At 76.4% G+C, this 26772-nt stretch carries 23 protein-coding genes; 14 read left to right on the top strand and 9 right to left on the bottom strand.

Annotated features, from left to right (window positions below; all coding sequences use genetic code 11):
- The first annotated feature begins 102 nt into the window (after nt 1-102).
- The gene (locus tag AB0442_RS17375) at nt 103-780 is read left to right on the top strand and encodes a response regulator transcription factor (protein WP_366163706.1); all 678 of its coding nucleotides are present in this window, start codon (nt 103-105) and stop codon (nt 778-780) included.
- 4 nt (nt 781-784) lie between these two features.
- A complete protein-coding gene (locus AB0442_RS17370; protein ID WP_366163704.1) occupies nt 785-2317 on the top strand; it encodes a HAMP domain-containing sensor histidine kinase in 1533 nt (510 codons plus the stop codon).
- Nucleotides 2318-2365: 48 nt separating this feature from the next.
- Here AB0442_RS17370 and AB0442_RS17365 read toward each other — a convergent pair whose 3' ends face one another.
- Nucleotides 2366-3307, bottom strand: coding sequence for an NUDIX domain-containing protein (locus AB0442_RS17365; RefSeq protein ID WP_366163703.1), 942 nt, complete (start codon nt 3305-3307; stop codon nt 2366-2368).
- A gap of 493 nt (nt 3308-3800) precedes the next feature.
- Here AB0442_RS17365 and AB0442_RS17360 point away from each other — a divergent pair, with 493 nt between their 5' ends.
- Nucleotides 3801-4277: a hypothetical protein gene (locus AB0442_RS17360; protein WP_344622411.1), complete on the top strand. Its 477-nt coding sequence runs from the start codon at nt 3801-3803 to the stop codon at nt 4275-4277.
- Nucleotides 4278-4385: 108 nt separating this feature from the next.
- Here AB0442_RS17360 and AB0442_RS17355 read toward each other — a convergent pair whose 3' ends face one another.
- Together AB0442_RS17355 and AB0442_RS17350 are read right to left on the bottom strand one after the other, a co-directional pair.
- Nucleotides 4386-5714 (bottom strand): M48 family metallopeptidase, encoded by a 1329-nt coding sequence (locus tag AB0442_RS17355; RefSeq protein WP_366163701.1) that lies wholly within the window; start codon nt 5712-5714, stop codon nt 4386-4388.
- Between the two features lie 110 nt (nt 5715-5824).
- Nucleotides 5825-7477 carry an MFS transporter gene (locus AB0442_RS17350; protein ID WP_366163700.1) on the bottom strand — a complete coding sequence of 551 codons (1653 nt, stop codon included), beginning with the start codon at nt 7475-7477 and terminating at the stop codon, nt 5825-5827.
- A 107-nt stretch (nt 7478-7584) separates the two neighbouring features.
- Here AB0442_RS17350 and AB0442_RS17345 point away from each other — a divergent pair, with 107 nt between their 5' ends.
- Nucleotides 7585-8202 carry a TetR/AcrR family transcriptional regulator gene (locus tag AB0442_RS17345; protein WP_366163698.1) on the top strand — a complete coding sequence of 206 codons (618 nt, stop codon included), beginning with the start codon at nt 7585-7587 and terminating at the stop codon, nt 8200-8202.
- 144 nt (nt 8203-8346) lie between these two features.
- Here AB0442_RS17345 and AB0442_RS17340 read toward each other — a convergent pair whose 3' ends face one another.
- A complete protein-coding gene (locus AB0442_RS17340; RefSeq protein WP_366163696.1) occupies nt 8347-9378 on the bottom strand; it encodes a hypothetical protein in 1032 nt (343 codons plus the stop codon).
- Between the two features lie 10 nt (nt 9379-9388).
- Nucleotides 9389-10306, bottom strand: a complete 918-nt coding sequence (locus AB0442_RS17335; protein ID WP_366163694.1) for a helix-turn-helix transcriptional regulator — start codon at nt 10304-10306, stop codon at nt 9389-9391.
- A 236-nt stretch (nt 10307-10542) separates the two neighbouring features.
- Between AB0442_RS17335 and AB0442_RS17330 the strand changes: the two genes are divergently transcribed.
- The 9 genes from AB0442_RS17330 (at nt 10543) to AB0442_RS17290 (ending at nt 22607) form a co-directional block, all read left to right on the top strand.
- Nucleotides 10543-10896 carry a hypothetical protein gene (locus AB0442_RS17330; protein ID WP_366163692.1) on the top strand — a complete coding sequence of 118 codons (354 nt, stop codon included), beginning with the start codon at nt 10543-10545 and terminating at the stop codon, nt 10894-10896.
- 297 nt (nt 10897-11193) lie between these two features.
- Nucleotides 11194-12174: a hypothetical protein gene (locus AB0442_RS17325; RefSeq protein WP_366163690.1), complete on the top strand. Its 981-nt coding sequence runs from the start codon at nt 11194-11196 to the stop codon at nt 12172-12174.
- Between the two features lie 79 nt (nt 12175-12253).
- A complete protein-coding gene (locus tag AB0442_RS17320; RefSeq protein WP_366163688.1) occupies nt 12254-14164 on the top strand; it encodes an HSP90 family protein in 1911 nt (636 codons plus the stop codon).
- Nucleotides 14164-17097, top strand: a complete 2934-nt coding sequence (locus tag AB0442_RS17315; protein ID WP_366163686.1) for a hypothetical protein — start codon at nt 14164-14166, stop codon at nt 17095-17097. Before AB0442_RS17320 ends, AB0442_RS17315 begins: the two co-directional genes overlap by 1 nt.
- 106 nt (nt 17098-17203) lie before the next feature.
- Complete coding sequence (locus tag AB0442_RS17310) at nt 17204-18004, top strand: nucleotidyltransferase domain-containing protein (RefSeq protein ID WP_366163684.1); 801 nt, start codon at nt 17204-17206, stop codon at nt 18002-18004.
- 173 nt (nt 18005-18177) lie between these two features.
- Nucleotides 18178-19110, top strand: a complete 933-nt coding sequence (locus AB0442_RS17305; RefSeq protein ID WP_366163683.1) for an MBL fold metallo-hydrolase — start codon at nt 18178-18180, stop codon at nt 19108-19110.
- Between the two features lie 296 nt (nt 19111-19406).
- Nucleotides 19407-20531 (top strand): DegT/DnrJ/EryC1/StrS aminotransferase family protein, encoded by a 1125-nt coding sequence (locus AB0442_RS17300; RefSeq protein WP_366163682.1) that lies wholly within the window; start codon nt 19407-19409, stop codon nt 20529-20531.
- A 13-nt stretch (nt 20532-20544) separates the two neighbouring features.
- Nucleotides 20545-21495, top strand: coding sequence for an NAD-dependent epimerase/dehydratase family protein (locus tag AB0442_RS17295; RefSeq protein WP_366163681.1), 951 nt, complete (start codon nt 20545-20547; stop codon nt 21493-21495).
- Nucleotides 21496-21512: 17 nt separating this feature from the next.
- Nucleotides 21513-22607 (top strand): hypothetical protein, encoded by a 1095-nt coding sequence (locus tag AB0442_RS17290; protein ID WP_366163680.1) that lies wholly within the window; start codon nt 21513-21515, stop codon nt 22605-22607.
- A gap of 17 nt (nt 22608-22624) precedes the next feature.
- Here AB0442_RS17290 and AB0442_RS17285 read toward each other — a convergent pair whose 3' ends face one another.
- From AB0442_RS17285 to AB0442_RS17275, 3 genes are read right to left on the bottom strand one after another with little or no spacing between them, the layout of a single operon-like run.
- On the bottom strand, nt 22625-23338 hold the full coding sequence (locus tag AB0442_RS17285) for a polysaccharide deacetylase family protein (RefSeq protein WP_366163679.1): 714 nt from the start codon (nt 23336-23338) through the stop codon (nt 22625-22627).
- Nucleotides 23339-23352: 14 nt separating this feature from the next.
- Nucleotides 23353-24168: an SDR family NAD(P)-dependent oxidoreductase gene (locus AB0442_RS17280; protein WP_366163678.1), complete on the bottom strand. Its 816-nt coding sequence runs from the start codon at nt 24166-24168 to the stop codon at nt 23353-23355.
- A gap of 5 nt (nt 24169-24173) precedes the next feature.
- On the bottom strand, nt 24174-25100 hold the full coding sequence (locus tag AB0442_RS17275) for a hypothetical protein (protein WP_366163676.1): 927 nt from the start codon (nt 25098-25100) through the stop codon (nt 24174-24176).
- Between the two features lie 270 nt (nt 25101-25370).
- Between AB0442_RS17275 and AB0442_RS17270 the strand changes: the two genes are divergently transcribed.
- Nucleotides 25371-25847 carry an SRPBCC family protein gene (locus AB0442_RS17270; RefSeq protein WP_366163675.1) on the top strand — a complete coding sequence of 159 codons (477 nt, stop codon included), beginning with the start codon at nt 25371-25373 and terminating at the stop codon, nt 25845-25847.
- Between the two features lie 45 nt (nt 25848-25892).
- Here the strand turns inward: AB0442_RS17270 and AB0442_RS17265 are convergent, their stop codons facing one another.
- Entirely contained in the window at nt 25893-26714 is an 822-nt protein-coding gene (locus tag AB0442_RS17265) for a Mut7-C RNAse domain-containing protein (RefSeq protein WP_366163724.1), read from the bottom strand.
- Nucleotides 26715-26772 lie beyond the last annotated feature (58 nt).

Here is a 26772-nt window from a genome sequence, read left to right as displayed (position 1 = left end):
GGTACGGCGGCGGCCAGCATGCGGCACCGTTCCTGAAGCGCCGCTGAAGAACCTGAAGACCCCTTCAGGGAGCCGCCGGGACCACCTGTCACCCTGTAGCGCATGCGGGTACTGGTGGTGGAGGACGAACGGCGGCTGGCCGCGGCGCTGCGGCACGGCCTGACGGCCGAGGGCTTCACGGTGGACGTCGCCCACGACGGCGTCACCGGCCTCGCCCGCGCCGCCGAGCAGCCCTACGACGTGATCGTGCTGGACATCATGCTGCCCGGCCTCAACGGCTACCGGGTCTGCTCGCTGCTGCGCGCCGCCGGCCACGACGCGGGCATCCTCATGCTGACCGCCAAGGACGGCGAGTGGGACGAGGCCGAGGCGCTGGACACCGGCGCCGACGACTTCCTGTCCAAGCCGTTCTCCTACGTCGTCCTGGTCGCCCGGCTGCGGGCCCTCGCCCGGCGCATCGGCAGCCGGGCACCCCGCGCGACCGTCCTCGGCGACCTGGTGGTCGACGCCGCCGGACGCACCTGCACCCGGGCCGGCACCCCCGTCCGGCTCACCGCCCGCGAGTTCGCCGTCCTCGACCACCTCGCCCGGCGGGCCGGCGAGGTGGTGACCAAACGGGAGATCCTCGACGAGGTCTGGGAGTCCGGACCGGACGGCGATCCGAACATCGTCGAGGTCCACATCAGCGCCCTGCGCCGCAAGATCGACACCCCGTTCGGGCGGGGCGCCCTGCAGACCGTGCGGGGCGCCGGCTACCGACTGGCGGCCGACGGTGGCTGAGCCCATGCCCCCGGTACCGCACACCCCGGTGCCGCAGTCCCGTGTGCCGCACACCCCGGTGCCGCCCACGCAGGTGCCGCAGTCCGCCGGACCGGCGGTCGGCCTCACCCGCCCCCGCCCCCGCCTCCGCAAGCGCCTCCGCGGCCGGGCCGGCCGCCTGGTGGCGCGCCTCGCCCCGCGTTCGGTGCGCGCCCGGACCACCCTCGCCGCCTGCACCACCGTCGGCGCCGCCCTGCTCGTGGCCTCCACCGCACTCCTCGGCCTGCTGCACGCCAACCTCGAACGCAGCGTCGAGAGCGGCGCCCGCGAACAGGCCGTCGCCGTCGCCCGGCTGGCCGCGGACGCCCGGCTCACCCCGCTGCTCCCGCTCGACCACGGCACCGACTTCGTCCAGGTCGTCGACGAGAACGGCCGGGTGCTGGCCGCCAGCCAGAACCTGGCGGGCCGCCCGGCCGTCACCCCCGTCGGCGGTCCCGACGGCCACACCACCTTCGACCTGCGGCCGTTCGGCGAGGAGCACCGGCAGCGGGTCGCCACCATCACCGCCACCACCCCGTCCGGCCCGGTCATCGTGCACGTCGGCTCCTCGCTGCGCACCGTCGACACCGCCCAGCACGTCGCCGCCGGGGCACTCCTCGTCCTCTGCCCGCTGCTGCTGCTCACCGTCGGGGTCCTCACCTGGCGCACCACCGGCCGCGCGCTCGCCCCGGTGGAGGCGATCCGCGCGGGCGTCGCCGCCATCGGCGACCGGCACCTGGACCTCCGGGTCCCCGTGCCGGCCGCCGACGACGAGATCGCCCGGCTGGCGGGCACCATGAACGCCATGCTGGCGCGGCTGGAGGCCGCCGGCGCACGCCAGCGCCGCTTCATCGCGGACGCCTCGCACGAGCTGCGCAGCCCGCTGGCCGTGCTGCGCACCCAGCTGGAGGTCGCGCTGGCCCACCCCGATCCCGAGGTGCGCACCACCCTGCTCGAAGGCGCCCTGGAGGACACCGACCGGCTGCAGGCCCTCGCCACCGACCTGCTGCTGCTGGCCCGGCTCGACTCCGCCGGGCCCGAGCGCGCCGCCGACTCCTTCGACCCCCTCGATCCGGTCGACCTCGCCGAACTGGTGGCGGGCACCGTGCGGACCCGGGCCGGTGACCCGCACCCCGTAGGCCTCGACCTGCCGGACGGCGTCGCGGTGGTCGGCAGCAGGCTGTGGCTCGGCCGGCTGCTGACCAACCTGCTCGACAACGCGCAGCGGCACGCCGACCGGGACGTCACCGTCCGCGTCCACCGCGAGGACGGCGCCGGGTACGCCGTCCTGGAGGTCGCCAACGACGGCCCCGAGGTCGCACCCGAGGACCGCGAGCGGATCTTCGAACGGTTCACCCGGCTCGACGACGCCCGCAGCCGCGACCACGGCGGCGCCGGACTCGGTCTGCCGATAGCCCGCGACATCGCCCGCCACCACGGCGGCGACCTCACCCTCGCCCCCGCCCCGGGCACCACCGTCTTCCGCGCCCGCCTCCCGCTCGCCCCCGCCCGCGGCTGACCCGACCCGGCACACCACCTGCGGCCCGCCGGGCCCGGCCGCACGGGCTCAGGCCCGGCGGGCCGGACGCCCGGCCTCCAGATGGACGACGGTGCCGGCCTCGCGCGCCTGCAGGGCGGCGGACACCCGGGCCCCGAGGAAGGGCAGCAGCCGTCGGACGGCCTCCTCCGGAGGCAGCCAGCTCGCCGCCCTGATCTCCCCGTCGGCGAAGACCAGCCCCTCGGCCTGCTCCGGTGTCAGCGGCGCGGTGTCGAAGACGAAGCAGGCCAGCGCCCGGCCGTGCCTGGTCGCGGAGGCCGGCGTGGTGTCCACCACCAGCAGCCGTCCGACGGGCACGTCGAGGGACAGCTCCTCCATCAGCTCCCGTGCGGCGGCCTGCCCCGGGTCCTCGTGCGCCTCGACCATCCCGCCCGGGAGCTCCAGGTGGTCCTTGTAGCCGGGGTGCAGGACGAGCACCCGCCCGGAGGTGTCGGTGACCAGCGCGGTGGCCGCCGCCATCGGCGCCGGCAGCTGGGCGTAGTGGTCGCGCGGCCCCATCGGCGTCCGGTGGCCGTCGCGCAGCACCGCGGTGTGCGCCCCGCGCTGGGCGTCGACCGCGGCCGCTAGCCGCCGTGCCGCCGGTGGCGCGAGCAGCGCCACGGCCTCGTGCTCGGGGCGGAACGCGGCGGTGCTCGGCAGCACCCACCCGTCGCCGTCGACGGTGCCGTCGACGGCATGCACGGCGTGGAGGAACACCAGACGGGTGCGCCGACCCGCCGCCGGTGACTCGGTGTCCACGGCCAGCAGCCGGCCGGTTTCGGCGGATCCGCCGAACCGCTCCGCGAGGACGCGCAGGAGCGCGAGCGCGGGTTCCTCGTCCGCGACCGGGCCGCCGGGCAGCACCCAGGTGCCGCCGTCGCCCGCGCGGACGAGCAGGACCTGCCCCCGGTCGTCGCGGATCAGGGCTTCTGCGTGGACGGCGGGCGCGGGGGCGGGGAGGAGCGGGGTCACGGGCGGGTTCTCCAGCGGGTCCGGCGGCGGTTGTCGCCCGGAGCCTGCCCACCGGGCGCCGCCCGCTACGCACGGGCACGCCGTCCGGTCCGGCGGACCGGCAGGTCCCCGCCCCTGACCAACTCCGTTCGTGCCCCGGCCCCGTTCGACCGCCCTCGCTGCTGCGGCGCGCGGTGCACGGCGAGGGCGCGGGCCGGGGCGTCGTGCGCCGATCGTCCGCCTGTCCACTCCTGCATGCTCCTTCCCGCCGGGGTGGGCGCGGCGCGGCGTCCACACGCCGGGCGGAGCCGCGTCCCCGTCGCCCCGCGGCCCCGGTACGCCGTCGTCCGGTGTGCTCCGTGGGCCGACGTGGCGGTTCGGGGGTGATCGGCAGCGGCGACACCCCCCTGGAGCTGCTCCCGCGCGGCCCGGGTGCACCTGTGAGGGCGACGTTGCGCTGCGCAGCCCCGGCGGGATTCACTGGGACCGAACCGACCGACGCCGGAGGACAGCCATGAGCAGCGCCTTCCCGGCCCGCGGCCAGGATCCGGCCGTGTGGGCCGCGGCCGCCGTGCCGGGCCCGCTGATGCGAGCCCTCGACCAGCGGGGCGGCCTGCCGCACACCGTGCGCCAGGACATCGCCCGGCAACTCGCCGAGGGCACGCCGGCCACCCGGTTGCGGGACCGCATGGAGCGCCGCTGGTGGGAGCGGTACGCGCAGCTGACCGCGCCGGAGCTGCTGCAGCGGGCCGACGACATCGCCCTCGACCTGGTGGCCGCGCCGACCTGCCCGCTCGGCTGCGAGGACGGCTGGCTGCCGGACGAGTCCAGAGTGTGCCCGTGGTGCCGGCCCAACAACACCGTCATCGACGTGGCCCCGGACGAGGAACCCGCCGGCCGCCGCCTCGAACCCGAGGAGCAGGCCCGCCGCGCGGCCGAGGTCCGCGCGGCGATGCGCGCCGGCCGCCGCTACCCGCGCCCCGCACGGTGAGCCGCTGACGGCCGGACCTTCCCGGCCGAGGTGTCGGCGGGCCCGGGCCCCGGGTGTCGTGTCGGGGGCGGGTTCGGGACGGCGGGTCGGCAGCGGCGCGGCCGGTGGTCAGCGGCCGATCTCGAGGTCGGCCGCGACCCGTCGGGCGGCGGGAGCGAGTTCGGCGTCGATCGCGGGCCAGTCCGCCGAGTCGGCCCGGAGCCGACCGGCTGCGGGCGGCCGGGCTTCGAGCATGGCGAGCCTCAGGTGGGTCGGCGGGTGCGAGCGGTCGACGGTGCCGAATTCGCGGGCGGAGAGCCTCAGCAGCCGTTCGCGTTCCAGCGCCGGCACGTCGGTGAGCCGGGCCGAGAGCTCCTCCCACGGTCCGGCGGCGGGTGCCGGGCCGGTCCCGGCGCGGCGGCCCCGCCGGGCCCGGTCGGCCCGCATCCGCAGCAGGGTGGTGTCGACCGTCCGCCGGAGCATCAGGGTCCGCAGCAGCCCGAGGCTCGCCCCGGTGCCGGCGAGGTCTGCGGCGAGCCGGTCGGCGCGGTACTCGGCGGCCTGGCCGGTGCGCAGCGTGAGCCGGTCGAGCAGTTCCAGCAGCGCCCGGGCCACGAGGTTGACCGGGCGTAGCAGCAGTTGCAGGAGCGCCGAGGCCGCCAGCTCCACGAAGGTGCCGAAGGACTGCCGGTACAGGGCGGGCCGGGTCAGCTCCTCCCACTCGTCGAGGGCGGCGAGCGCGGACCGCAGCCACAGTCCGCGGCGGCTGTCGGCGTTGACCTGGTGCCCGAGCTCGTGGCCGAGCAGGGCCAGCCGCTGCCCTGGGTCCAGCACCGCCCACAGCGGGAGGCCGAGCCACAGCACGTGGCGCCGCCGCAGGCCGATCCGTCCGAATCCCGCGTTGAAGTCCTCGGTGACCAGCACGACGTCCACCGGCCTGCCGCCGAGGGCCCGTGCCACCCGGTCGGTCAGGGCGAACAGCCCGGGGGCGTCACCGCGGTACAGCCGGGCGGTGTTGCGCGGCAGCCGTCCGAGTCGTGGGCGGAGCGAGAGGACGAGCGCGGCGGCGAACAGTCCGAGCACCCGCAGGGGCCGGGTGGGGGCCGCGATCAGCAGGCCGGCGGCGCAGACGGCCAGGGCGAGGGTGGTGAGGTGGACGGCGCCGGCGAGGGCGTTGGCGCCGAGCCAGGCCGGGTCGCGGACGGCCGGGCGGTCGGCGGCGACCGCCGTGTAGACCCGCTCGACCCGGCCCCGCACGGTGCGGCGGGCTGCCTCCTCCTTGCGCCGGCGGCGGTCGGTGCGCCGCCGTTCGCGGGCGGAGGCGGCCGGGGCGGGCGCGGGGGAGGGGTCGAGGTTCCACTCGCAGGAGGGGCACCAGGAGGTGAAGCGCGGGTCGTCGGCGACCGGGGACCCGCACGCCGGGCAGGGCGCGGCGTCGGCCGCGCGAACTCGGGTCACGCCACCTGAGCTTGCCACTGCGGCCGCCCGGCGGGAAGGGGACCACGGCCTCCGGGTGGTTCCGTCCTTCCGCGCACGGGCGGCGCGCTGCAGGTCCGGGCGTGCCGTGCTCAGGCGGTCCGACCGCGCGCCCGGACGGCGGTGCGGGGCGGCGGGGCGGCCGGGGCCGTCCGTGCCGGGGCGGTGGCACCGCGGTCCGTGGGGCCGGTGCGGTCGCCGTGGTCGCCGTCCGCCGTCCCGTGCCCGCCGCCCGGCCCGCCGGGCCGGACCGGGAGCCGGCCGGGCAGCGCCAGTCCGGCGCCGACCGCGCCGACGAGGCAGATCGCCGCGGCCACCAGACAGGCGAGGTGGAAGGCGTCCATGAAGGAGGTCTGCACGGCGGTCAGCAGGTCGGCCCGGCCGAGGCCCGAGGCCGTGCCGAGTGCGGAGGCGACGGAGTCCTCGGCCGACGTGGCCGTCCGGGACGGGAGTCCGGAGAAGGCGGTGTCGGCGAGCCGGCTCGCGTAGAGCGAGGTGAAGACGGAGCCGAGGACGGCCACGCCGAGGGTGCCGCCCGCCTCGCGGGTGGCGTCGTTGACGGCGGAGCCGACACCGGCCTTGGCCGGCGGCAGCACGCTCAGGATCGACTCGGTGGCCGGCGCGGTGGTGAGCCCGAGGCCGAGGCCGATCAGCACCATCTGGCCCACGATCCGCTCGTACGACACGAAGGCCGACGAGGCGGCGATCCAGGCGAAGGAGACGCCCAGCAGGACCAGGCCCGTGGTGACCACGGCGCGGGTGCCGAGCCGGGCGACCAGGGCGACACCGCCGAGCGAGCCGACCGCGATGGTCAGGGCCACCGGCAGGATGCGGACGCCGGTGGAGAGCGTGCCGTACCCGCGGATGAACTGGAAGTACTGGGTCACCAGGAAGATGAAGCCGAAGAGGGCGAAGAACGCGAGGGTGACCGAGCCGCTGGCGGCCGAGAAGGCAGGGGTGCGGAAGAGCGACAGGTCGATCATCGGGTGGGCGCGGCCGCGTTCGATCCGGACGAAGGCCGCGGTGAGCACGGCCGTGGCGGCGAACCCGGCCAGGGTGGCGGGTGCGCCCCAGCCGCGCTCCGGCGCCTCGATGATCGTGTAGACCAGGACGCCGATGGCGGCCGAGGAGGCGGCGAGCCCGGGCAGGTCGAGGCGGGCCGAGCCGGGGTCGCTGGACTCCGGCACCCAGAGCCAGGTGGCGACCAGCGCGAGGAGGGCGACCGGCACCAGCGCGAGGAACACCGAGGGCCAGCCGAAGTGTGCCAGCAGCACGCCGCCGACCACCGGGCCGACCGCGACGCCGAGACCGGTGACGGCACCCCACACGCCGACCGCCTTGGCCCGGGAGCGGCGGTCGGGGAAGGTGTTGGTGATGATCGACAGGGTGGTCGGGAAGATGAGCGCGGCACAGGCGCCCATCGCGAACCGGACCGCCACCAGCGCGCCGGGCGATCCGACGGCGCTGCCGACGGTGCTGGTCGCGGCGAACCCGGCGAGTCCGAGCAGCAGGGCGGGCCGGCGACCGAACCGGTCGCCGAGCGAGCCGGCGCTGAGCACCAGCGCGGCGAAGGCGAGGTTGTAGCCGTCCACCACCCACTGCAGGTCGCGGGTGGTGGCGTCGAGCTGCCGGCTGAGGTCGGGCAGGGCGACGTTCACGATCGTCGTGTCGAGGTTGATCGCGAACGCCGCGAGACAGACCGTGGCCAGCACGAGGAGACGTCGGCGAGGGGTGAGGGCGGGCATCGGTGGCTCCATCCGCCGTGCATGTTGACAGTGACAACATGCGGTGATTGACACGTTTCCACTCGAAGTGGACAATGTCAACATCTGGCTAGGAAAGCGGTGAAACCTTGGAGAATCGGACATATCACCACGGGAATCTGCGCGAGGCGCTGATCGACGCCGGAGTCGCCCTCGCCCGCACCGGCGGCCCCTCGGCCGTGGTGCTGCGCGCCGTCAGCCGGGAGGCCGGCGTCTCCCACAACGCCGCCTACCGGCACTTCGCCGACCACCAGGACCTGCTGGCCGCCGTCGCCGTACGCTGCATGGAGCAGCTGGGCCTGCTGATGGTGCGGCGCACGGCCGAGGTCGCCGACGACGATCCCGTCCCGCGCGCCTGGGCCGGACTGGCGGCCATCGGCCGGGCCTACGTCGACTTCGCCCGCACCGAGCACGGCTGGTTCCGCACCGCATTCTCCGGCGCCACCGCGCATGGAGCCAAGCACGCCCTGACGGACCCGGAGGCCGGCCGCACCGACCCCTACACCCTGCTCGCCGCCCGCCTCGACGAGCTCGTCCAGGTCGGGGAGCTCCCGCCGGACCGGCGGCCCGGCGCGGAGTACGCGGCCTGGTCCGCCGTGCACGGCCTCTCCGCCCTGCTGGTCGACGGGCCGCTGCGCGACCTCCCGGCCGAGGAGGCCGGATTCGCGGTCGAGACCGTCCTCGCCGCCGTCGCCCGCGGCCTCTGAGCAGTGCCCTGCTCCGCTGCTCCGGGCCGGCGCGTCATCGGGGCCTGCGGTCGCGGACCGCTGCCACCGGAGCGGGAGTTCGAGACGGCGGTCGACGCCTTCCCGGCAGCGGCGGCCCGGCAGGTCCGCCGACTCCGCCGGCCGTCAGATCGACAGGACCCCGGGGAACACCCCGTGCCCGACGCCGGGGGCCGTCAGTGCGAACCAGCCGTGGCCGGTCATGGGTGTGTCGCCGTCGATGTCCTCCGGGTCGACGGTGACCCGCTCCGCGACGGCGCGCGAGTCCGACTCCAGCGAGGCGTTCGGTTCGAACATGCCCGGCTCCCACAGCGGGTCCTCGGTCTGCGGCTCCTCCCACGGCAGCGGCTCGCCCGTCCAGGCGGGCTCGCGGTAGGTCTGGAAGGACCGGACGACGCCCCGGCCGCGTTCGGCGATCGCCCAGTGGTGGCAGTCCTCGTAGCAGTCGCGGAAGTAGTAGTGCGCCTGCCCGCAGGCCTCGGCGAGCCGCTCCAGCCGCCCGTCGTCCGGGCAGTTGACCAGGACGGTGCCGAAGAACAGCCGCCAGCCGGCGATCTCGGGCGTGACGAAGACCCGATGGACGGTCAGATCGGTGCCGTCGGGCCGCGCCACGACCGCCTCGTCGTACACCCGGCCGGAGAGGCCCATCGCCAGGGTGGCAGGGGTCCGGTCGTGCAGGCCCAGTGCCTCGAACGCCGCCTCGTAGCCGTCGCCGGGCACCGCCACCCAATGGAAGTCCCACGTCTCGTCGGGGAGGAGGTCGTCCAGCAGCTTGACGCGGACCAGCCGCTCCAGCGCGGCCCGGTCGCGGGCCGGGAGCCCGGCGCAGCCGCCGAGGTGGGCGAGGGCGTGCCGGCGCAGCCGGCCCGGACCGTCCGCCCGGACGGCCAGCAGCTCGGGGACGGCCGCCGGGCCCATCGCCTCCAGGACCCGGCAGGCCGAATGCTCCTCGCGCCGCTCGCCGAGGAACGGCAGGACGGCGGCGAGGGCGGGCAGCGCGGCGGGCCCGAGACCGCGCAGCGCGGCGAGCGCCGCGCCGCGGACCTCGGGGGACGGGTCCTCCAGACGCGCGGCCGCCTCGGCCGCCGCCCCCGCGCCCGCCGCGGCTTCCGTCGCCGCGTTCCCGCCGTTGCTGTGCCGTTCCGTCCGGTTCTCCATGATCGAGAGGCTAGCGGGCCCCACTGACGCCCCGTCCGTCCGCTCCGGCGGCCCGCGCCGGGCCGGGGTCTTCCTCGCGGGGTGCCGGGGCGGACCAGGCGAGCAGCATCCGCAGGGCGTCCTCCGACGCGGAGCCCGGTTCGGCGGCGTAGGTGATGAGCGCCTGGCCGGGGTCGTCGGCCGCGCGCAGCGTCTCGTAGGCGAGTTCGAGCCCGCCCACCAGCGGATGGCGGAACCGCTTCGTGCCCGCGGTCTTGTCCCGGACGGGGTGTTCGGCCCACATCCGGCGGAAGTCCTGGCTGCGCATGGACAGTTCACCGATCAGCCGGGCCAGCACCGGGTCGTCGGGGTGCCGTCCCGCCTCCAGGTGGAGGTAGGCGACGTTCTCGCGGGCGCAGTCGGCCCAGTCCGCGAACAGCTCGCGGGACGACGGGGCGAGGAAGGTGATCCGGGCGATGTTCCGCTCGGCCGGGTCGAGCGCGCCGTAGTCCCCGAGCAGGGCGCCCGCGGCCGGGTTCCAGGCCAGGACGTCCATCCGCCGCCCCATCACCAAGGCCGGGAAGTCGTCGAGCCGGTCGAGCATCCGGCGCAGCATCGGCCGGACGAGCTGCGGCCGCGGCGGGTGGCCGGCCGCCGGTGCGCCGCCGCGCCGCGGCCGGGCGAGCTGGTGCAGGTGCCGGGTCTCGTCCTCGTCCAGCCGCAGCGCGCGGGCGAGGGAATCGAGCACCGAGGCCGACGGGTTGGGCACCCGTCCCTGTTCCATCCGCGTGTAGTAGTCCACGCTGACGCCGGCGAGCAGGGCGATCTCCTCGCGGCGCAGCCCGGCGACCCGGCGGGCGCCCCCGTACTCGGGCAGGGCGACGTCCTGCGGCCGCAGCCGGGCCCGCCGGCTGCGCAGGAACTCGTTGAGGCCGGTCGCAGTGCTCATGCCGCCGATTATGGCCGGGCGGCGGTGGCGGCAGCCTGGCCCTGCGAGGACCAGGCAGGGCCCTCCCGACCCGGCGGCCGGGGTGGCCGAGCTGCTGTGGGCGGTGCGGCACCTCACGGCGGACCGGCTCCAGGAGGTCGTCCGTCGCGCGGAGGCGCTGCGGGAGCCCATGGAGGCGCTGCGGTCGCCCTCGGAGGCCCGGCGGGGAGCACAGCCGCCCCGATAGGCTCGGGCCCGTGGCCGCCCTCGTTCCGTACCTGCTGACCGCCGTGGTGCTGGCCGTGCTGATGGGGTGTTCCGGCGGGCTCGCCGTCCTCGTCCGCCGCCGTGGACTCGCCGGCGCGGCCGTCCGGGCCGCTGTCGCGGCCTACGAGGAGGCGTACCACCCGAGCGGGCGCGACACCCACGTCGAGATCCTCGCGCAGGCCGAGCGCCGGGCACCCGTGGCCCTCCCCGGCGCGCCCCGGGGAGGCGCCGGGACGGGCACCGGGCCCTTCCACCCGCAGCCCGGCCGCCCCCGGCGCAGGCCCGGCCGGCTCGCGGCCCTGCTGCGCCGCACCCGCCCGGGCCGCCGCCCCTCCGGCCGCTGACGAGCCGCCACCGAGCTGTCCCACGGGCCGGTCGGCCGCTCGGCCACGCGCCGCGGTGCCCGGCCGTCCGACCCCGGCGGCCCCGGCCCGTCCGGCCCGAGCGGCCCGTCCGGCGGCGAGCGGACAGCCATGGTCCGATCGCCGCCGGTAATGGACTGCCGTGCTGTCGCCCCCACGTGATATGTACTCCGTTCGAGTGATCGTCGTACACGGCCCACTCACCTGTGCAGAAGCACCTGTGGACACGAACGTGTGCCGCGGCCGGACGGGGCCGGCGGCACGGAGGGGGCTGCCGCCATGTCGATTCTCGGACGGCTGCTGGGACGCCGGTCCGGCGGTGGGGGAGCCGGACCCGCCGTCGACCCGGCCTACGGCGAGGAGGAGCTCCGCGGCCTGCAGGCCCGGGCCGCCGTCGGCGACTGGCAGGCGGTCCGCGCCGGCCTCGGCACCGTCGAGGACGAGGCGGACCTGACGTGGCTGATCGCCCAGCTCGCCGAGACCACCGGCAGCGAGAGCTGGCTGGCCGAGGCGGTCGCCGCCGAGCCGGACTCGGCCCTGCCGCTGCTGCTCGCCGGCGCCCGCCAGGTCTCCTGGGCGTGGGAGGCACGGACGGCAGCCCGTGCCCAGCACGTCAGCCGCGAGCAGTGGCAGCTGTTCGGGGAGCGGCTGGAGCAGGCCGAGGAGCTGCTGTACGCCGTCGCCGAGCGCGAGCCCACCTGGCTCGCGCCCTGGTACTTCCTGCAGATCAGCGCCCGCGGCGCCTCCCTCGGCCCGGACGTCGCCCGGCACCGCTTCGAGGCCGCGCTGCGCCGCCGCCCCGACCACCTCGGCTCGCACCGCCAGCGGCTGCAGCAGCTCTGCCGCAAGTGGGGCGGCTCGCACGAGGAGATGCACGACTTCGCCCGGACGTCGATGCTCGCCGCGCCGGAGGGCAGCCCGCTCGGCGAACTGGTCGCGCTCGCCCACGTCGAGCACTGGCTCGACCTCGACAGCGGTGACGACCGTGCGTACATCACCCGGCAGGCCGTCAGGGACCAGCTGCACGAGGCCGCCGAGCGGTCCGTGCTGCACCCGGCGTACGTCCGCGGGCGCGGCTGGCGCAGCGCGCACAACACCTTCGCGATGGCCTTCTCGATGGCGGGGCAGCCGGCGACGGCGAACCTGCTGTTCGGCGAGCTCGGCGACACGGTGACCGAGTTCCCCTGGGCCTACCTCGACGCCGACCCCGTCCAGGCCTTCCGGACCTGTCGGACGGCCGCCGCCCGCGCCGGGCGCTGACCCGCCGCCGACCCGCGCCGCCGGCACCCGCCGCAGGCACCCGATCCCACCGCCGCCGAACCGAAAGAGCCCCGACCCGGTGTCAACCGACAGCACCCCCCGCGACCCGAAGACCGCCGCCGCCGGCAGCGCCGGCCCCGGCGCCGCCACGCCGACCGCGCACACCTTCCAGGTCGACCTGCGCGGCCTGGTGGACCTGCTCTCCCACCACCTCTACTCCAGCCCCCGGGTGTACCTGCGCGAGCTGCTGCAGAACGCGGTCGACGCCATCTCCGCCCGCCGCGCCGCCGACCCGTCCGCCCCCGCCCGGATCACCGTCCGGGCCGACGGCGACCTGACCGTCACCGACACCGGCATCGGCCTCACCGAGGCCGACGTGCACACCTTCCTCGCGACCATCGGCCGCAGCTCCAAGCGCACCGCCGACGGCGGCCTCGACAACTCCGGCCTGGCGGCGGCCCGCAGCGACTTCATCGGCCAGTTCGGCATCGGCCTGCTCGCCTGCTTCGTCGTCGCCGACGAGATCACCGTCGTCAGCCGCTCCGCCAAGAGCCCCGACGCCCCCGTCGTCGAGTGGCGCGGCCACTCCGACGGCCGCTACACCATCACCACCCTGCCCGCGTCGGCGAAGCCCGAGCCCGGCACCACCGTGCACCTCACCCCGCGCCCCGACGCCGCCCGGTGGACCCGCCACGACCAGGTCGTCGAACTCGCCCGCCACTACGGCAGCCTGCTGCGCCACGAGGTCACCGTCACCGATGCCCGCGGCACCGCCACCCGGATCGACGCCCCCGCTCCCTGGGACGTCCGGCACGGCTCCCCGCTCGCCCGCCGCGAGGCGCTGACCGCCTACTGCCGGGACACCTTCGACTTCACCCCGCTCGACACCATCGAGCTCGACCTGCCGCTGGTCGGCCTGCGCGGCGCCGCCTACGTGCTGCCCGACGCCGCGCCGCCCTCGCGCCGGGCCGGCCACCGCGTCCACCTCAAGGGCATGCTGGTCTCCGACCAGGCCGACGACCTGCTGCCGGACTGGGCGTTCTTCGTCCGCTGCGTCGTCGACGCCGACGGCCTGCGCCCCACGGCCTCCCGCGAGGGCCTGTACGCCGACGAGACGCTCGCCGCCGTCCGCGAGGCCTGCGGCGCCAGGATCCGCGACTGGCTGACCGGCCTGTCCGCCAGCGACCCGGCGCTGCTGCACCGGTTCATCGGCGTCCACCACCTGGCCGTCAAGGCGCTCGCCCGCTACGACGACGAGCTGCTGCGGATGCTGCTGCCCTGGCTGCCCTTCGAGACCACCGACGGCAACGTCACCCTCGACGAGTTCGCCCGCGCCCACCCGGTGATCCTGGTCGCCCGCACCGTCGAGGAGTTCCGCCAGGTCGCGCCGATCGCCGGCGCCGCCGGCCTCGGCGTCGTCAACGGCGGCTACACCTACGACAGCGACCTCGTGCACCGGCTGCCCGAGATCCGGCCCGGCACCTCCGTCGCCGACCTCGACCCGGGCACCGTCACCGCCCACCTGGACACCGTAGACCCGTCCGCCGAACTCGCCGCCGCCGCCTTCCTCGCCACCGCCCGCGAGGTCGTCGGCCGCTTCGACTGCGACGTCGCGCTGCGCAGCTTCCACCCCGCCAGCGCGCCGGCCCTGCTGCTCGACAACCGCGAGGCCCGGCACGAGCGCACCCGGGCCCGCCTCGCCGACGAGGCCGACGGCCTGTGGGCGGACATCCTCGGCTCGCTGCGCGCCGAGGTGCCGCGCGCACAGCTCGTCCTCAACCACCTCAACCCGCTGGTGCGCCGCGCCGCCACCATCACCGGCAAGGAGCTCGCGGTGATCGCCGCCGAGGCCCTCTACGGGCAGGCCGTGCTGCTCACCCGCCGCCCGCTGACCGCGGGCGAGAGCGCCCTGCTCAACCGGTCGTTCCTCGGACTGCTCGACCACGCCATGCTCGGCCGCGACGCCGCCGACCCGCAGAAGGAGTCCTGATGACGGACACCCCCGAGGCGCTCACCGAGGCGCTGCGCGCCAACGACGCCCGCCCCTACGGCCGTTCGCGCACCGTCACCGCCGAGGAACTCGCCGAGGCCGCCGAGCAGTTCCCCGACCACCGCGAGCTGCAGGTGCTCGCCCTGATGGACCTGATGGAGGCCTACGAGTACGACGGCGAGGCCCGCAAGGCCCCCGTCGTCTTCGCCCGGATCCTCAAGCTCTGGGACACCCACCCCGACGACTTCAACGAGTGGGCCCGCCTCCAGGTGTTCTGGCGGTTCAAGTGGGTCGCCTCCGCGCTGCTCTCCACCCCGGACGTGCCGCTGGACGCGATCCGGCGCTGGCACGACGAGATGCGCAGCCGCTACACCGCCGCCGGCCACGGCCTGCAGCCGTACTACGCGCAGCGGTACCACCTCGCGGCGCACACCGGTGACGCCGCCGACGACGCCTTCGACCTGTGGGCGACCCGGCCGCGCTCGCAGATGAGCGACTGCACCGCCTGCGAGATCCGCGCCCGGGCCCGCCACCACGCCGCCCGCGGCGACGACGCCCGCGCCCTGCGGGAGTGGCAGCCCGTGCTCGGCGGCGAGAGCACCTGCTCCGAGGAGCCGTGGACCAGCCACGCCTGGGCCCTGCTGCCGCTGCTGCGCGAGGGCAGGCTCGACGAGGCCCGCTCCAGCCACCTGGTCGGCTACCGCGGTGCCCGCGGCAAGTCCAGCACGGCGAGCCAGATCGGCCTGCACCTGGAGTTCTGCGCGCTCTCGGGCAACGAACCGCGCGGTCTGGAGATCCTCGCGGAGAACCGAGGCCTCTTCGACGGGCACGGCGACCCGCTGGCCCGGCTGGGCTTCCTCGTCGGCGTCGAGGTGCTCACCGCCCGGCTCGCCGCCCTCGGCCACGGCGACCTGCCCGCCGCCGGCCCCGCCGGGCGGAACTGGACGGTCGACACGCTGCACGCCCACGTCGCGGCCGAGGCCGAGCAGTCGGCCGCCCGCTTCGACGCCCGCAACGGCACCACCGCGGTCGGCGACCACCGCCGGGCCCGTCTCGCCCGCACCCCGCTGCTCGACCGGCCGCTCGCCCTCGGCGTGCGGGCGGCCGGCCAGGTGCCCGCACCGGCCGTCGCCCCGGTGGTCCGGTCCACGGCCGAGCCCGTCCCCGAGGACTTCGTCGCCCTGGTGCTGCGCGCCCGCGAACTCGACCGGACCGACCACCCCGACGCCGACGCGCTGTGGGCCCGGATCACCACCGTCGTCGCCACCGACGACCACGTCCACCCCGACCACCCGGAACTCGGCCCCGCGGAACGGCTGCAGGGCAACCTCGCCGACCACCGCGCCCAGCACGCCTTCGAGGCCGACGACTGGCAGACCGCCCGCACCGAACTGCTCACCGCCGCCGAGCTGTACGAGAGCGCCGGACTGCCGATCCGCGCCCTGGTGATGCGCACCCGCGCCGCCGTCGCCCACCTCGGCGAGGAGGACGGCGCCGCCCCCGACTGGCCCGCGCTCGACGAGGCACTGCGCCGCGCCGACGAACTCGCCGCCGCGGCCCCGCGAACCGGCGAGGGACAGGGCGGGGACGCCGCCGAGGACCGGCTGGCCGTGGTGCACAGCCTCACCTTCGCCGCCTACCAGGAACTGGTCGCCGCCCTGCCGGAACCGCCCACCGAGGTGGCCGCCCGCTTCGGCCGGCTGCTCGACGCCTACCGCACCGGGGCCACCGAACTCGGCCTGCCGCTGCGCATCGCCGCCGCCCGCCAGTACGCCGCCGACATCGCCGCCCGGCAGGGCCGGATGGCCGAGGCGCGCGAGGGACTGGAGACCTCGATCGAGCAGTTGGAGCGCGGTGGGCTGTCCTGGCGCACCCCCCGCCCGCTCGGCCTGCTCGGCCAGATCGAGCTGATGACCGGCGAGCACGCCCGCGCGGCCGAGGTCCTGCAGCGGGCGGTCGCCGAGGCCGTCCGCTGGCACGACACCTCCTTCCCGTACGGCCCGACCTACGCGATGCTCGGCCACGCCTGCGAGCACACCGGCGACGCGGCCGGCGCCGTCCGCGCGCTCACCGAGGCCGCCGACCGCTTCGACCGCGCCGGCAAGGCGGAGGACGCGGCGGGCGCCCGGATGCAGCTCGCCTCGGTGCTGCGCGACAGCGGCCGGCCCGGCGACGCGGTCGCCGTCCTGGAGTCGCTGCTGCTGGAGACCGGCGCGGACGGCTTCGACGGGCGGGCCCGGGCGCAGGTCCGGCTCGACCTGGCCCGCGGCCTGCTCGGACTGGAGGAGTACCGGGAGGCCGCCGAGCACTACCTGCTGCTCGCCGACGAGGCCGCCGGCTGGGAGGACGGCCAGGACATCCACACCATGGTCGCCTGCGAGGCCACCGTCGCCCTCGCCGAGGCCGGCCGCTGGGAGGCCGCCGACACCGCCCGCACCCGCGCTCTCGCCGCGCACGCGGTCGCACCCCGCGCCGACCAGGTCTGCGGCATGCTGCAGCAGCTGGCCCGGCTCACCGTGCAGGCCCGCGGCGAGGAGGGCCTGGACGAGGCGCTGGCCCGGCTCGACGAGGCCGACGAGGTCGTCGCGCTCACCGAGGCCGACGGCCACCCCGTCACCTCCTGGTACCAGCGCGGCCAGGGCCACTACGAGCGGGCCCGCTGCTACGCCTTCACCGACCGGGCCGAGGAGGGTCTGGCCGCCGCGGAGGCGGCCGTCGCCGCCCACGAGGCCGGTGGCGCGGACGGCGAGGAGCCGCGCGCCGAGGCCCTGCGGATGGCAGCCCTGATCGAGGGCCGCAGCCTCGGCCGCACCGACGCCGCCCGCGCCCGGCTGGCCGAGGGCGTCCGCCGCTGCGAACGCGCCGGACTGCCGGAGGCCGCCGGAGTCCTCGCCGCCCTCGGCGACCGCCTGGCCGCCGAGGCCGGGCGGTAGGACGCGTCTCAAGGCGCGTGGGTGATCACACCAGGTGGCCCCACGCGCCCCTGACGTGACCTCCCCGGTGCCCTCGGACCAGTCCCGGCGGGGGGAGACTGGGCGGATGACCGATCCTTCCGACGGCCGGGGTGTCCCGGCCGAGCTGCGGCCCTACCTCGACGAACTGGTGCGCCGCACCCGGGCGGTGTGCGGGCCGCGGCTGATCGGCGTGTACGCGGTCGGGTCGGTCGCGCTCGGGGACTACCGGCGCGGGCGCAGCGACGTGGACGTCGCCGTGGTGGTGGATCCCGCGCTGCCGGCCGCGGCGCTGCGGGAGCTGGCCGCCGTGCTGTCGCACCCGGGGCTGCGGTGTCCGGCGGCCGGGCTGGAACTGGTGGTCTACGGCGAGGACTCCGTGCGCCGGCCGTCCGGCGGGGCCGGGTACCTGCTGGACCTCAACACCGGCCCGCTGCTGCCCGACCGGGCGAGCTTCGACCCCGCCGGGGCGACGGCGTTCTGGTACACCGTCGACCGTGCCGTCGCCCACGGGTCGGGCCTGGCGCTGTTCGGCCGACCGGCAGCGGAGGCGATCGCCGCTCCGGCGCGGGCCGAGGTGCTCGCCGCGCTCGCCGCCTCGGTGCGTGAACACGCCGAGGGCGAGGGCCACTTGGCGGACAACCGGGTGCTGAACGGCTGCCGCGCCGCGGAGTTCTGCCGGACCGGACACTGGCTGTCCAAGCGCCGGGCCGGGCGGGAGGTCGCCGCGGCCGAGGAGGGCTTCCGTGCGCTGGTCGGTGCGGCGCTGGAGAGTTTCGACCGGCCCCGCACCGAGGCCCGCCCGCTGCCTGCGGCCGATGTGCGGGCCTTCCTGGCCTGGGTGGGCGACCGGGTCGCGGAGGCCGCCGCGGCGGAGGGCTCCTGCTGAGCCGGACCGGCCGCCGGGGGCCGTCCTTTGAGGACGACCGATAAATCATATGATCCGACAAGCTGTGATGCAGGTCATAGCTTGATGCAGTGCGGGCGCGGACACAATGGCCGGTCAACGTTTGATCGCCGCCGCGACCGACCGGCAGCGGCGGCCAGCCAGCCGGGGGGCCCATGCCGCACGCACCGCACGACCTGTCCCAGGACACCGTACGCCTCGTGGAGATCGAGGACGGCGTCCACGTCTACCTCCAGTCGCACAGCGGATGGTGCGTCAGCAACGCCGGCGTGCTCGCCGGACGCCGCTCCACCACCCTCGTCGACTGCACCGCGACCGAGCGCCGCGCCCTCGGCCTCAAGGCCGCGGTGGCCGAGCTCACCCCGCACCCCGTCACCCGGGTCGTCATCACCCACCACCACGGCGACCACCACTACGGGGCCAGCCTGTTCACGCCGCAGGCCACCGTCATCGCCCACGAGGAGGCGCGCTCCGCCAACCTGCTCGACGGCCTCAACCTGCCGGTGATCTGGCCCGAGGTGCAGTGGGGCGCCGTGCGGCCGATGGAGCCCGACGTGACCTTCCGGGACCGGCTCACCCTCCACCTCGACGACCGTCCGGTGGAACTCGTCCACTACGGCCCCGCCCACACCACCGGCGACCTCGTGGTCTGGCTGCCCGACACGCGGGTGCTGTTCGCCGGCGACCTCACCTTCAGCGGGACGACCCCCTTCGTGATGATGGGCTCGGTGACCGGCTGCATCGAGACCCTGGAGCAACTCGCCGCGCTCGACCCCGCCGTGGTCGTCAGCGGCCACGGCCCCGTCCAGGACGCCTCCGTCATCGCCACCAACCTCCGCTACCTGCGCCTCGTCCTGCGGCTCGCCCAGGAGGGCCGGGCCGCCGGGCTCACCCCGCTGCAGGTCGCCCAGGACGCCGACCTCGGCGAGTTCGCCGACCTGCCCGAGTCGGAGCGGCTGGTGGCCAACCTGCACCGCGCCTACCACGACCTCGCCGGCGGCGTCCGCGGCGAGCGCCTGGCGATCCCGCCCGTGCTCCGCGACATGATCGCCTGCAACGGCGGAGCCCCGCTGCGCTGCCTCGCCTGATCGGCGGCCCCGCCGCGGCCCGGGCCGCCGCAGCCTTCGCACCCCTTGCGGGCGCGCCGGGGTACCCCCCTGCGGTACCCCGGCCACCCGGGTGGACGAACCGCCGGCGTGCACCTCGACCACTCCGCCGCGGGCGGCCCGACCGTCCGCCGTCCCGGTGTTCGCCCGGGCACGGGCCGCGCGCCGCGGCCCGGCCGGCCCGCTCCGGTGGCTCCTGTCCGCTGTGCCGGATTTAGCCTGAGATGCCCTGACCAAGACGGGCAGGCTGCTGCCCGTCAGGCTGCTGGAGGTGTCACGTGGGGGTACCCGCGGCTCGCATCGTGTTCGACGAGGCCGACCAGGCGGCGGTCGCCGAGGCGGTCGAGGAGATCCTCGCCACCGGCGCGCTGACGCTCGGCCCCTGGACGGAGCGGTTCGAGGAGGCCTTCGCGGCCGAGCACGGCGCCGCCCACGCGGTCGCCGTCTCCAGCGGCACCGCCGCCCTCGAGGTGCTGCTGCGCACCGTCGGTGTCCGCGGCCGCGACGTCGTCGTCCCCGCCGTCACCTTCTACGCCACCGGCGCCGCCGTCCTGCACGCGGGTGGCAACCCCGTGATGGCCGACGTCGACCCCGCCACCCTCGCCCTCAGCCCCGCCACGCTGGAGGCCGCCCTCACCCCGGACACCGCGGCCGTCGTCCTCGTCCACATCGGCGGCCTGATCACCCCGGAGGCGGACGCCCTGCGCGCCCTGTGCGACGCCCGCGGCATCGCCCTGGTCGAGGACGCCGCCCACGCCCACGGCAGCAGCTACGACGGCCGCGCCGCCGGCGGCTTCGGACTCGGCGGAGCCTTCTCCTTCTACCCGACCAAGGTCGTCACCAGCGGCGAGGGCGGCATGATCCTCACCGGCTCGTCCGAGGTCCGCGACGAGGCCCGGATCTACCGCGACCAGGGCAAGGGCTCCTTCACCACCAACCACCACGTCCGGCAGGGCTACGCCTGGCGCCTCAGCGAGCTGAACGCCGCCGTCGGCACGATCCACCTGCGCCGCCTCAAGGAGTTCGTCGAGGCCCGCCGCGAGGTCGCCCGCCGCTACGACGCCGCCCTGGCCGGAGTCCCCGGCCTCGACGCCCTGCCCGAACCCCCCGGCTGTCGCAGCAACATCTACAAGTACATCGCCCTGCTGCCGCCCGGCACCGACCGGGCCCGCTTCAAGCGCGAGGTCCACGACGGCTTCGGCGTCCGCCTCGCCGGCGAGGTCTACGACCTGCCGCTGCACCGCCAGCCCGTCTTCGGCCCCTACCAGGGCCCGCCGCTGCCGGTCGCCGAGGACGTCTGCGCCCGCCAGATCTGCCTGCCCGTCCACTCCGACATGACCGAGGACGAGACCGCCCGGGTGATCGAAGCCGTCACGGCCGTCCACCGCCGACTGGCCCGATGAAGGAGGAGGCACCATGCGCGTAGCCGTCACCGGGGGCTGTGGATTCATCGGCTCCCACGTCGTCGACCGGCTCGTCACCGCCGGCCACGACGTGCTCGTCCTGGACACCACCGACCAGTACCTCAACCCCGCCGCCGAGCACGCCCGGGTCGACGTCCTCGACCTGCCCGCCCTGACCGCCGCCCTCAACGGCGCCGAGGTGGTCTTCCACCTCGCGGCCATGGCCGACGTCGAGAAGGTCGCCGCCGACCCCGTTCGCGCCGTCCGGGTCAACATCGACGGCACCGCGACCGTCCTGGAGGCCGCCCGCCTCGCCGGACTCAGCCGCACCGTCCTCGCCAGCACCGTCTGGGTCTACGGCGCCGCCCAGACCGAACCCGGACCCGACGGCGGCGAACTCGACGAACACGTCCCCGTCGACCTCGAACGCAGCGGCCACCTCTACGTCGCCAGCAAGCTCGCCGCCGAGATGCTCGTCCACAGCTACCGCGAGCTGTACGGCCGGCACTTCACCATCCTCCGCTACGGCATCCCCTACGGGCCGCGGATGCGCGACGAACTCGTCGTCGCCCGCTTCGTCAAGGCCGCCCTGCGGCACGACCCCATCACCATCGCCGGCGACGGCCGCCAGACCCGCAACTTCGTCTACGTCGAGGACCTCGCCGACGCCCACGTGCACGCCCTCTCCCCGGACGCCCAGGACGAGACCTTCGCCCTGGAGGGCCCCACCGCCGTCTCGATCCGGCAGATCGCCGACACCGTCGACCGCCTGCTCGGCCCCGTCGCCATCGAGCACATCGAGGCCCGGCCCGCCGACTACACCCCCCGCCGGATCTCCGCCGCCCGTGCCAAGCGGCTGCTCGGCTGGTCCCCGCAGACCAGCTTCACCGACGGCGTCAGCCGGTACGTCGACTGGCACCGTGCCCAGGACGACCCGCCCGCCCCGCCGCGGCCCGGCCGCTGAACCGGTCGGAGCCGACCGTGCCCACCGCACTGCTGATCTCCGGATCGATCGGCCAGGGCCACGACGTCATGGCCGAGGCGTGCGCCGACACCCTGCGCGCCCGCGGCTGGACCACCAGCACCGTCGACGCCATGGCACTCCTCGGCAGCACCGCCGGCCGGGCCGGCGAAGCCGTCTTCCGCCGCATGCACGACCTGCCCGGCCTCTACGACGCCTTCCACTTCGCCGCCCTGCGCCCCGGCAGCCGGCTCGCCCTGCTCGCCGACTCCGCCGCCCGCACCCGCCTCACCCGCCAGGTCCGGATGCTCCTCGACCGGCACCGGCCCGACCTGGTGGTCTCCGTCTTCGCCACCGCCACCTCCGCCGTCAACGACCTGCGCGCCGGACGGCCCGGGATGCGGCACTTCGTGTTCTGCACCGACGTCACCCCGCACCGCCTGTGGGTCCAGGACGGCACCGACCTCTTCCTGGTCACCTCCGAGGTCGCGGCCTGCGCCGTCCGCCGCTACCGCCCCGACGCACCGACCGCCGTGGTGCCGCCGCCGCTGCGCAAACCGTTCTACCGGCCGCCCGGCCGCGCCGAGGCGCGCGCCGGGCTCGGCGTCCCGGAGGGCGCGCCGTGCGTGCTGCTGATGTCCGGCTCCTGGGGGCTCGGCCCGCTCGCCCGCACCGCCGCGGCGATCGCCGACGCCGGGCCGCACGTCCTCGCCGTGGCCGGCCGCAACCCCCCGCTGGAACGCCGCCTGCGCGCCGCCGAGGAACGGCAGCCCCGGGTGCACGCCTTCGGCTGGACGGACCGCATCCCCGCCCTGATGGCCGCCGCCGACCTGGTCGTCACCAGCTCCGGCGACACCTGCAGCGAGGCCCGCGCCCTCGGCCGCCGCCTGCTGCTGCTCGACACCGTGCAGGGCCACGGCCGCGACAACCTCCAGCACGAACTGGAGCTCGGCCACGCCGACGTCACCTCCGCCCGCCCCGACGAGATCGCCCGCAACGCCCTCGCCGCCCTCCGCCGCCCGGCCCCCGCGCCCTCCCCCAGCGCCACCCCGGACGCCTGGCGCACCGCCTTCGAGGCCGCCCTCGTCCGGGTGGGCCTGGCGACCGCGGCCTGACCGCCGGCCGCCCCGGCTCAGGCGGCGAGCCCGTGGTCGCGCAGCGGACCGAGGGCCAGGCCCAGGGCGGCGCAGCGGTCGGCGACGGCCGGCAGCGCGCCGAGCGCGGACCGCCAGGAGCCCGGCGCGGAGGTGCAGTCCGAGTCGTGCAGCAGCACCGTCGCCCCGCCGCGCAGACCGGGCCGGAGCGAGCGGTACACCGAGTCGGGGGAGGCGTGGGCGGTCCAGTCCCGGCCGCAGGCCGTCCACAGCACGGTGCGCAGGCCCAGCCGGTGCGCGGCGGCGGCGAGCCCCGAACTCAGCACCCCGTACGGCGGCCGGTACCAGCGGGGCGGGACCCCGCAGACCTCGGTGACGGCCGCGGCGGCGGCCCGCAGTTCGGCGAGGTCACGGCCGGGCCGCGGGTAGAGGGGACGCCGGTGGTGCCAGCCGTGCACGCCGACCTCGTGGCCGCGGCGGACGAGCTCGCGGCCGAGGTCGGGGGAGCGCTCCAGCATGCTGCCGAGGACGAAGAAGGTCGCCCGCACCCCGAGCGCGTCCAGCGCCGCCAGGAAGTCCGGCGTGCTCGCCGGGTCGGGTCCGTCGTCGAAGGTCAGCGCGACGTGCCCGGCGGCGCCGTGGCCGGCGGTGCGCCGGGTGGCGAGGCGGCCGACCGCCGGCAGCCGGGTCACCGCGGGCGCCAGGTGCAGCACCCCGACGCCGACGGCCGTGGCACCGACCGCGGCCGCCATGCGCGCCGGGCCCCTCACGCGAACCGGTCCGCCAGCCGCCGGAACACGCCCGGGGCGGCGCCGTGCAGCCGGGCCGGCAGTGCCAGCCAGTGCGGGGCGAACACCCGGCTGCGGTTGCCGGTGATGGTGCGGGCGATGGAGTCCGCGATGGACTCCGGCGGCAGCGGGCGGGGCCGGGTGCGGTGGAACGGGGTGCCGCGGCGGGCGAAGAACGGGGTGTCGACCACGCCGGGCAGGATGATCCGGACCCCGACGCCGGTGCCCCGAAGCTCGTACCAGAGGCTCTCGGCGAACAGCGACAGCCCGCCCTTCACCGCGGCGTACGCGGCCTCGCCGCCCACGCCGACCTGTCCGGCCATCGACCCGAGCAGGACGATCCGGCCGCGGCCGCGTTCCAGCATGCCGGGCAGCAGGGCACGGGACAGCTGCAGCGGCGCCGCGAGGTCGACCGTCACCATCTCGGCGAGGACCTCCGGCGGCATCGCGGAGAACGGCCCGCGCCAGCCGATCCCGGCGCTGGCCACGAGGGCGTCCACCCGGCCGGCCGTGGCCAGGGCCCGTTCGGCGAGCCGGCCGGGCCCCTCGGCGGCGTTGAGGTCCTCGGCCAGGACCCGGCCGCCGGTCCGCGCCGCGACCGTGTGCAGCCGGCCGGCGTCGGTCCCGGAGAGCAGCAGCGACCACCCCATGGCGTGCAGCCGGTCGGCCGTGGCCGCGCCGATCCCGGAGGACGCGCCGGTGATCAGGGCGACCGGCCGGACCGGCCGGGCGGCACGTCCGTCGGCGGACGCCGCCGGGGCGGAGAAGGTCTCGGTGCTGTCGTCGATGCTCACCTGGGTCACCTGTCTGCGGTGCGGGGGAGGGTGGTGGTGGCCGGCAGGTCCGTCGGCGGGGCGTCCGTCGTCGGCGGGTCGGTGGCCGGTGGGTCCGGGGCGTCGGGCGGCGCCTCGACGTCGCCGAACCGGGCGAGGACGACGGTGCCGCCGACCGCGGCGGTGAAGCCGAGCAGCGCGGCCCAGCCGGCCCCCGGCCGGGCCTGGTCGCCGAGCGCGAGCACCCCGACCAGCGCCGGGCCGAAGGTCTCCGCGACCGTGCCCGCGGCGGTCGCCGCCGTCACACTGCCGCGCTGCAGCGCCAGCGCGAACGCCAGGTAACCGCCGAGCCCGCCGAGGACCAGCGCGTACGTCGCCGGATCCGCGAGCACCGCGGCCGGGCCCGACACGTCGAGCACGCGCACCGCCAGACTGGTGATGCCGAAACCGACACCGCTCAGCACACCCAGCGCGGCCGCCGCCGCGGTGCCCCGGCGCCGCGCCAGCAGGACGGTGAGCAGCAGCATCGCGATCGTCGCGGCGAGCAGCGCCGCGTGGAAGACCGGACCGGCGTGGTTGCGGCCGTCCGGGCCGGACGCGAAGGCCAGCAGCGTCAGCCCCGCGACGACCGCCGCGATCCCGGCCGGGTCGCTCCGGTGCAGCCGGGCGCCCAGCAGCCAGACGGCGGCGCCCGCCGTGACGGCGAGCCCGGCGTTGGTCACCGCCTGCACGAAGAAGAGGGGCATGGTGCGCAGGGCGACGATGCTCAGCGCGAAACCGGCGACATCGAGCCCGGTGCCCAGCAGGAACGGGCCCGAACGGGCGAGCCGGACGAGCAGACCCGGCCGCACCCGGTCCGCGGTCGGCGCGGCCCGCGCGCCGCGGGCCTGGAACACGCAGGCGAAGCCGAAGCACACGGCCGCCGCGAGCGCGGTGGCGAGTCCGAGAAGCACGGTTGCTCCAATCCCGCCAGGGCCGTGCCGTACGGCCCGACCGCCCGCCCCACTACGGCGGGATCCACCCTCAGTCTGTGCCACCCCCCGCCGCCCTGCAGTCCGCTGCGGCTCAGCGACGGGTCGGGCCGGACCGACCAGGGGCGCGGGGGAACTGCGCAGCCCGGATGCGGCTCGGGGGCGGGTACCGCCGTCCGGCGGCCGCGCGTATCGTGCTGCCCGCGGGGCGGTGGCCGCCTCGCGCACACCGCAGGGGGAGGAGACCGGCCGATGGGTGCCGCGCGGATCTGGACCGTCGAGGAGTCGTTGGAGTTCCCCGCCGTCCCGCCGGACGCGGTGTACGCGTTGCTCGCCGACGTGCGCCGGATGAAGGAGTTCAGCCCCGAGGTGGTGGGTGTCTGGCGGCGCGGCCGGAACTTCGTCGGTTTCAACCGGCGGGCCGGCTGGGTCTGGTTCACGACCTGCCGGATCGTCGTCGCCGAGCCGGAGCGCGAGTTCGCCTTCGACGTCACCACCTTCGGCCTGCCGGTGGCCCGCTGGGGTTACCGCCTCGAAGCGCAGGGCGACGGCACGCTGGTCACCGAGTACTGGATCGACCGGCGGCGCGGCGGTGCGGGGGCGTTCGTGGCGGAGACCCTCGGGCTGGTCTTCTCCGGCACGCCCGCCGCGCAGCGCGCGGAGCGCAACCGGGCGGGGATGCGCACCACCCTCCACCGCCTCCGGGACGCCTGCCTGCCGCCGGCCTGAGGACCGGTCGGACGGCGACCGGGTGCGCTGCCCGGCGGACCCCGCTCAGGCCGGTCCGGCGCCCACCGCTGCCCCGTCCGGGCGCCGGCGCTGCGCGGCCACCGAGGTGTGCAGCGGCCCGGACGGAGCAGCGGTGGGCGCCGTTCCGTCGCCGAACTCCGCCACCGCCTCGGTGACGATGCCGCTCAGCTGCTCGTGGTGGGCGCCGCGCCAGTACACCTGGTCGCAGGCCGTGCACTGGGCGAAGACGTCGTACGAACGCTCGGTGCCGTGCTCCAGGTGCGCGCGCACCGAGGTCTTGTCGGCCTCGCGCAGCGTCCCGTTGCAGGCGGTGCAGCGCGTCCACGGGGCCAGCGGGGGAGCGAACCGGGAGAGCACGTCCCGCAGTTGGTCGGCGGGGCGGTGGCTGTACACGTAGGCGCCGGCCCACAGCTCCCGGCGGTGCAGCAGCCCGCGGTCCCGGGAGAGCAGCACGCGCTGCTCGGCGGCCGAGCGGGCCGCCAGCGCCGGGTCGCCGATGTCGGTGCTCTCGTAGGCGGCGTCCACCCCGAGCAGCCGCAGCCGGCGGGCCAGGGTGCCCAGGTGGACGTCGAGCAGGAAGCGCGGCGGCCCGGCGAGCCGCTGCGGCCGGGCGACGGCGAGCACGGCCACCTCCTCGCCCGCCGCGGGCACGTGGGAGGCGTCCGCGGCCGCACCGTCCACGACGAGGCCGCCCACCTCGGTCAGTGGGACGCCGAGCGACTCCACCACGTGCCCGAGGGTCGAACTGCCGTCGGTCGTCACCGCCGACCGGCCGTCCCGCCTGCGCGCGTTCACGAAGACGTGCAGCTCGGGGACGAACTCGATCCGGATCTCCGCTCTCTCCACACGCCCAGGATGCCAGGACGGCGGTGCGCCGGTCGCCCCATTTCCGGGTCGGCGCACC

This window comes from Kitasatospora sp. NPDC085895 (assembly GCF_040702125.1).
Classification (GTDB): Bacteria; Actinomycetota; Actinomycetes; order Streptomycetales; family Streptomycetaceae; genus Kitasatospora; species Kitasatospora arboriphila.
This window is presented reverse-complemented; position numbering and strand designations above follow the sequence as displayed.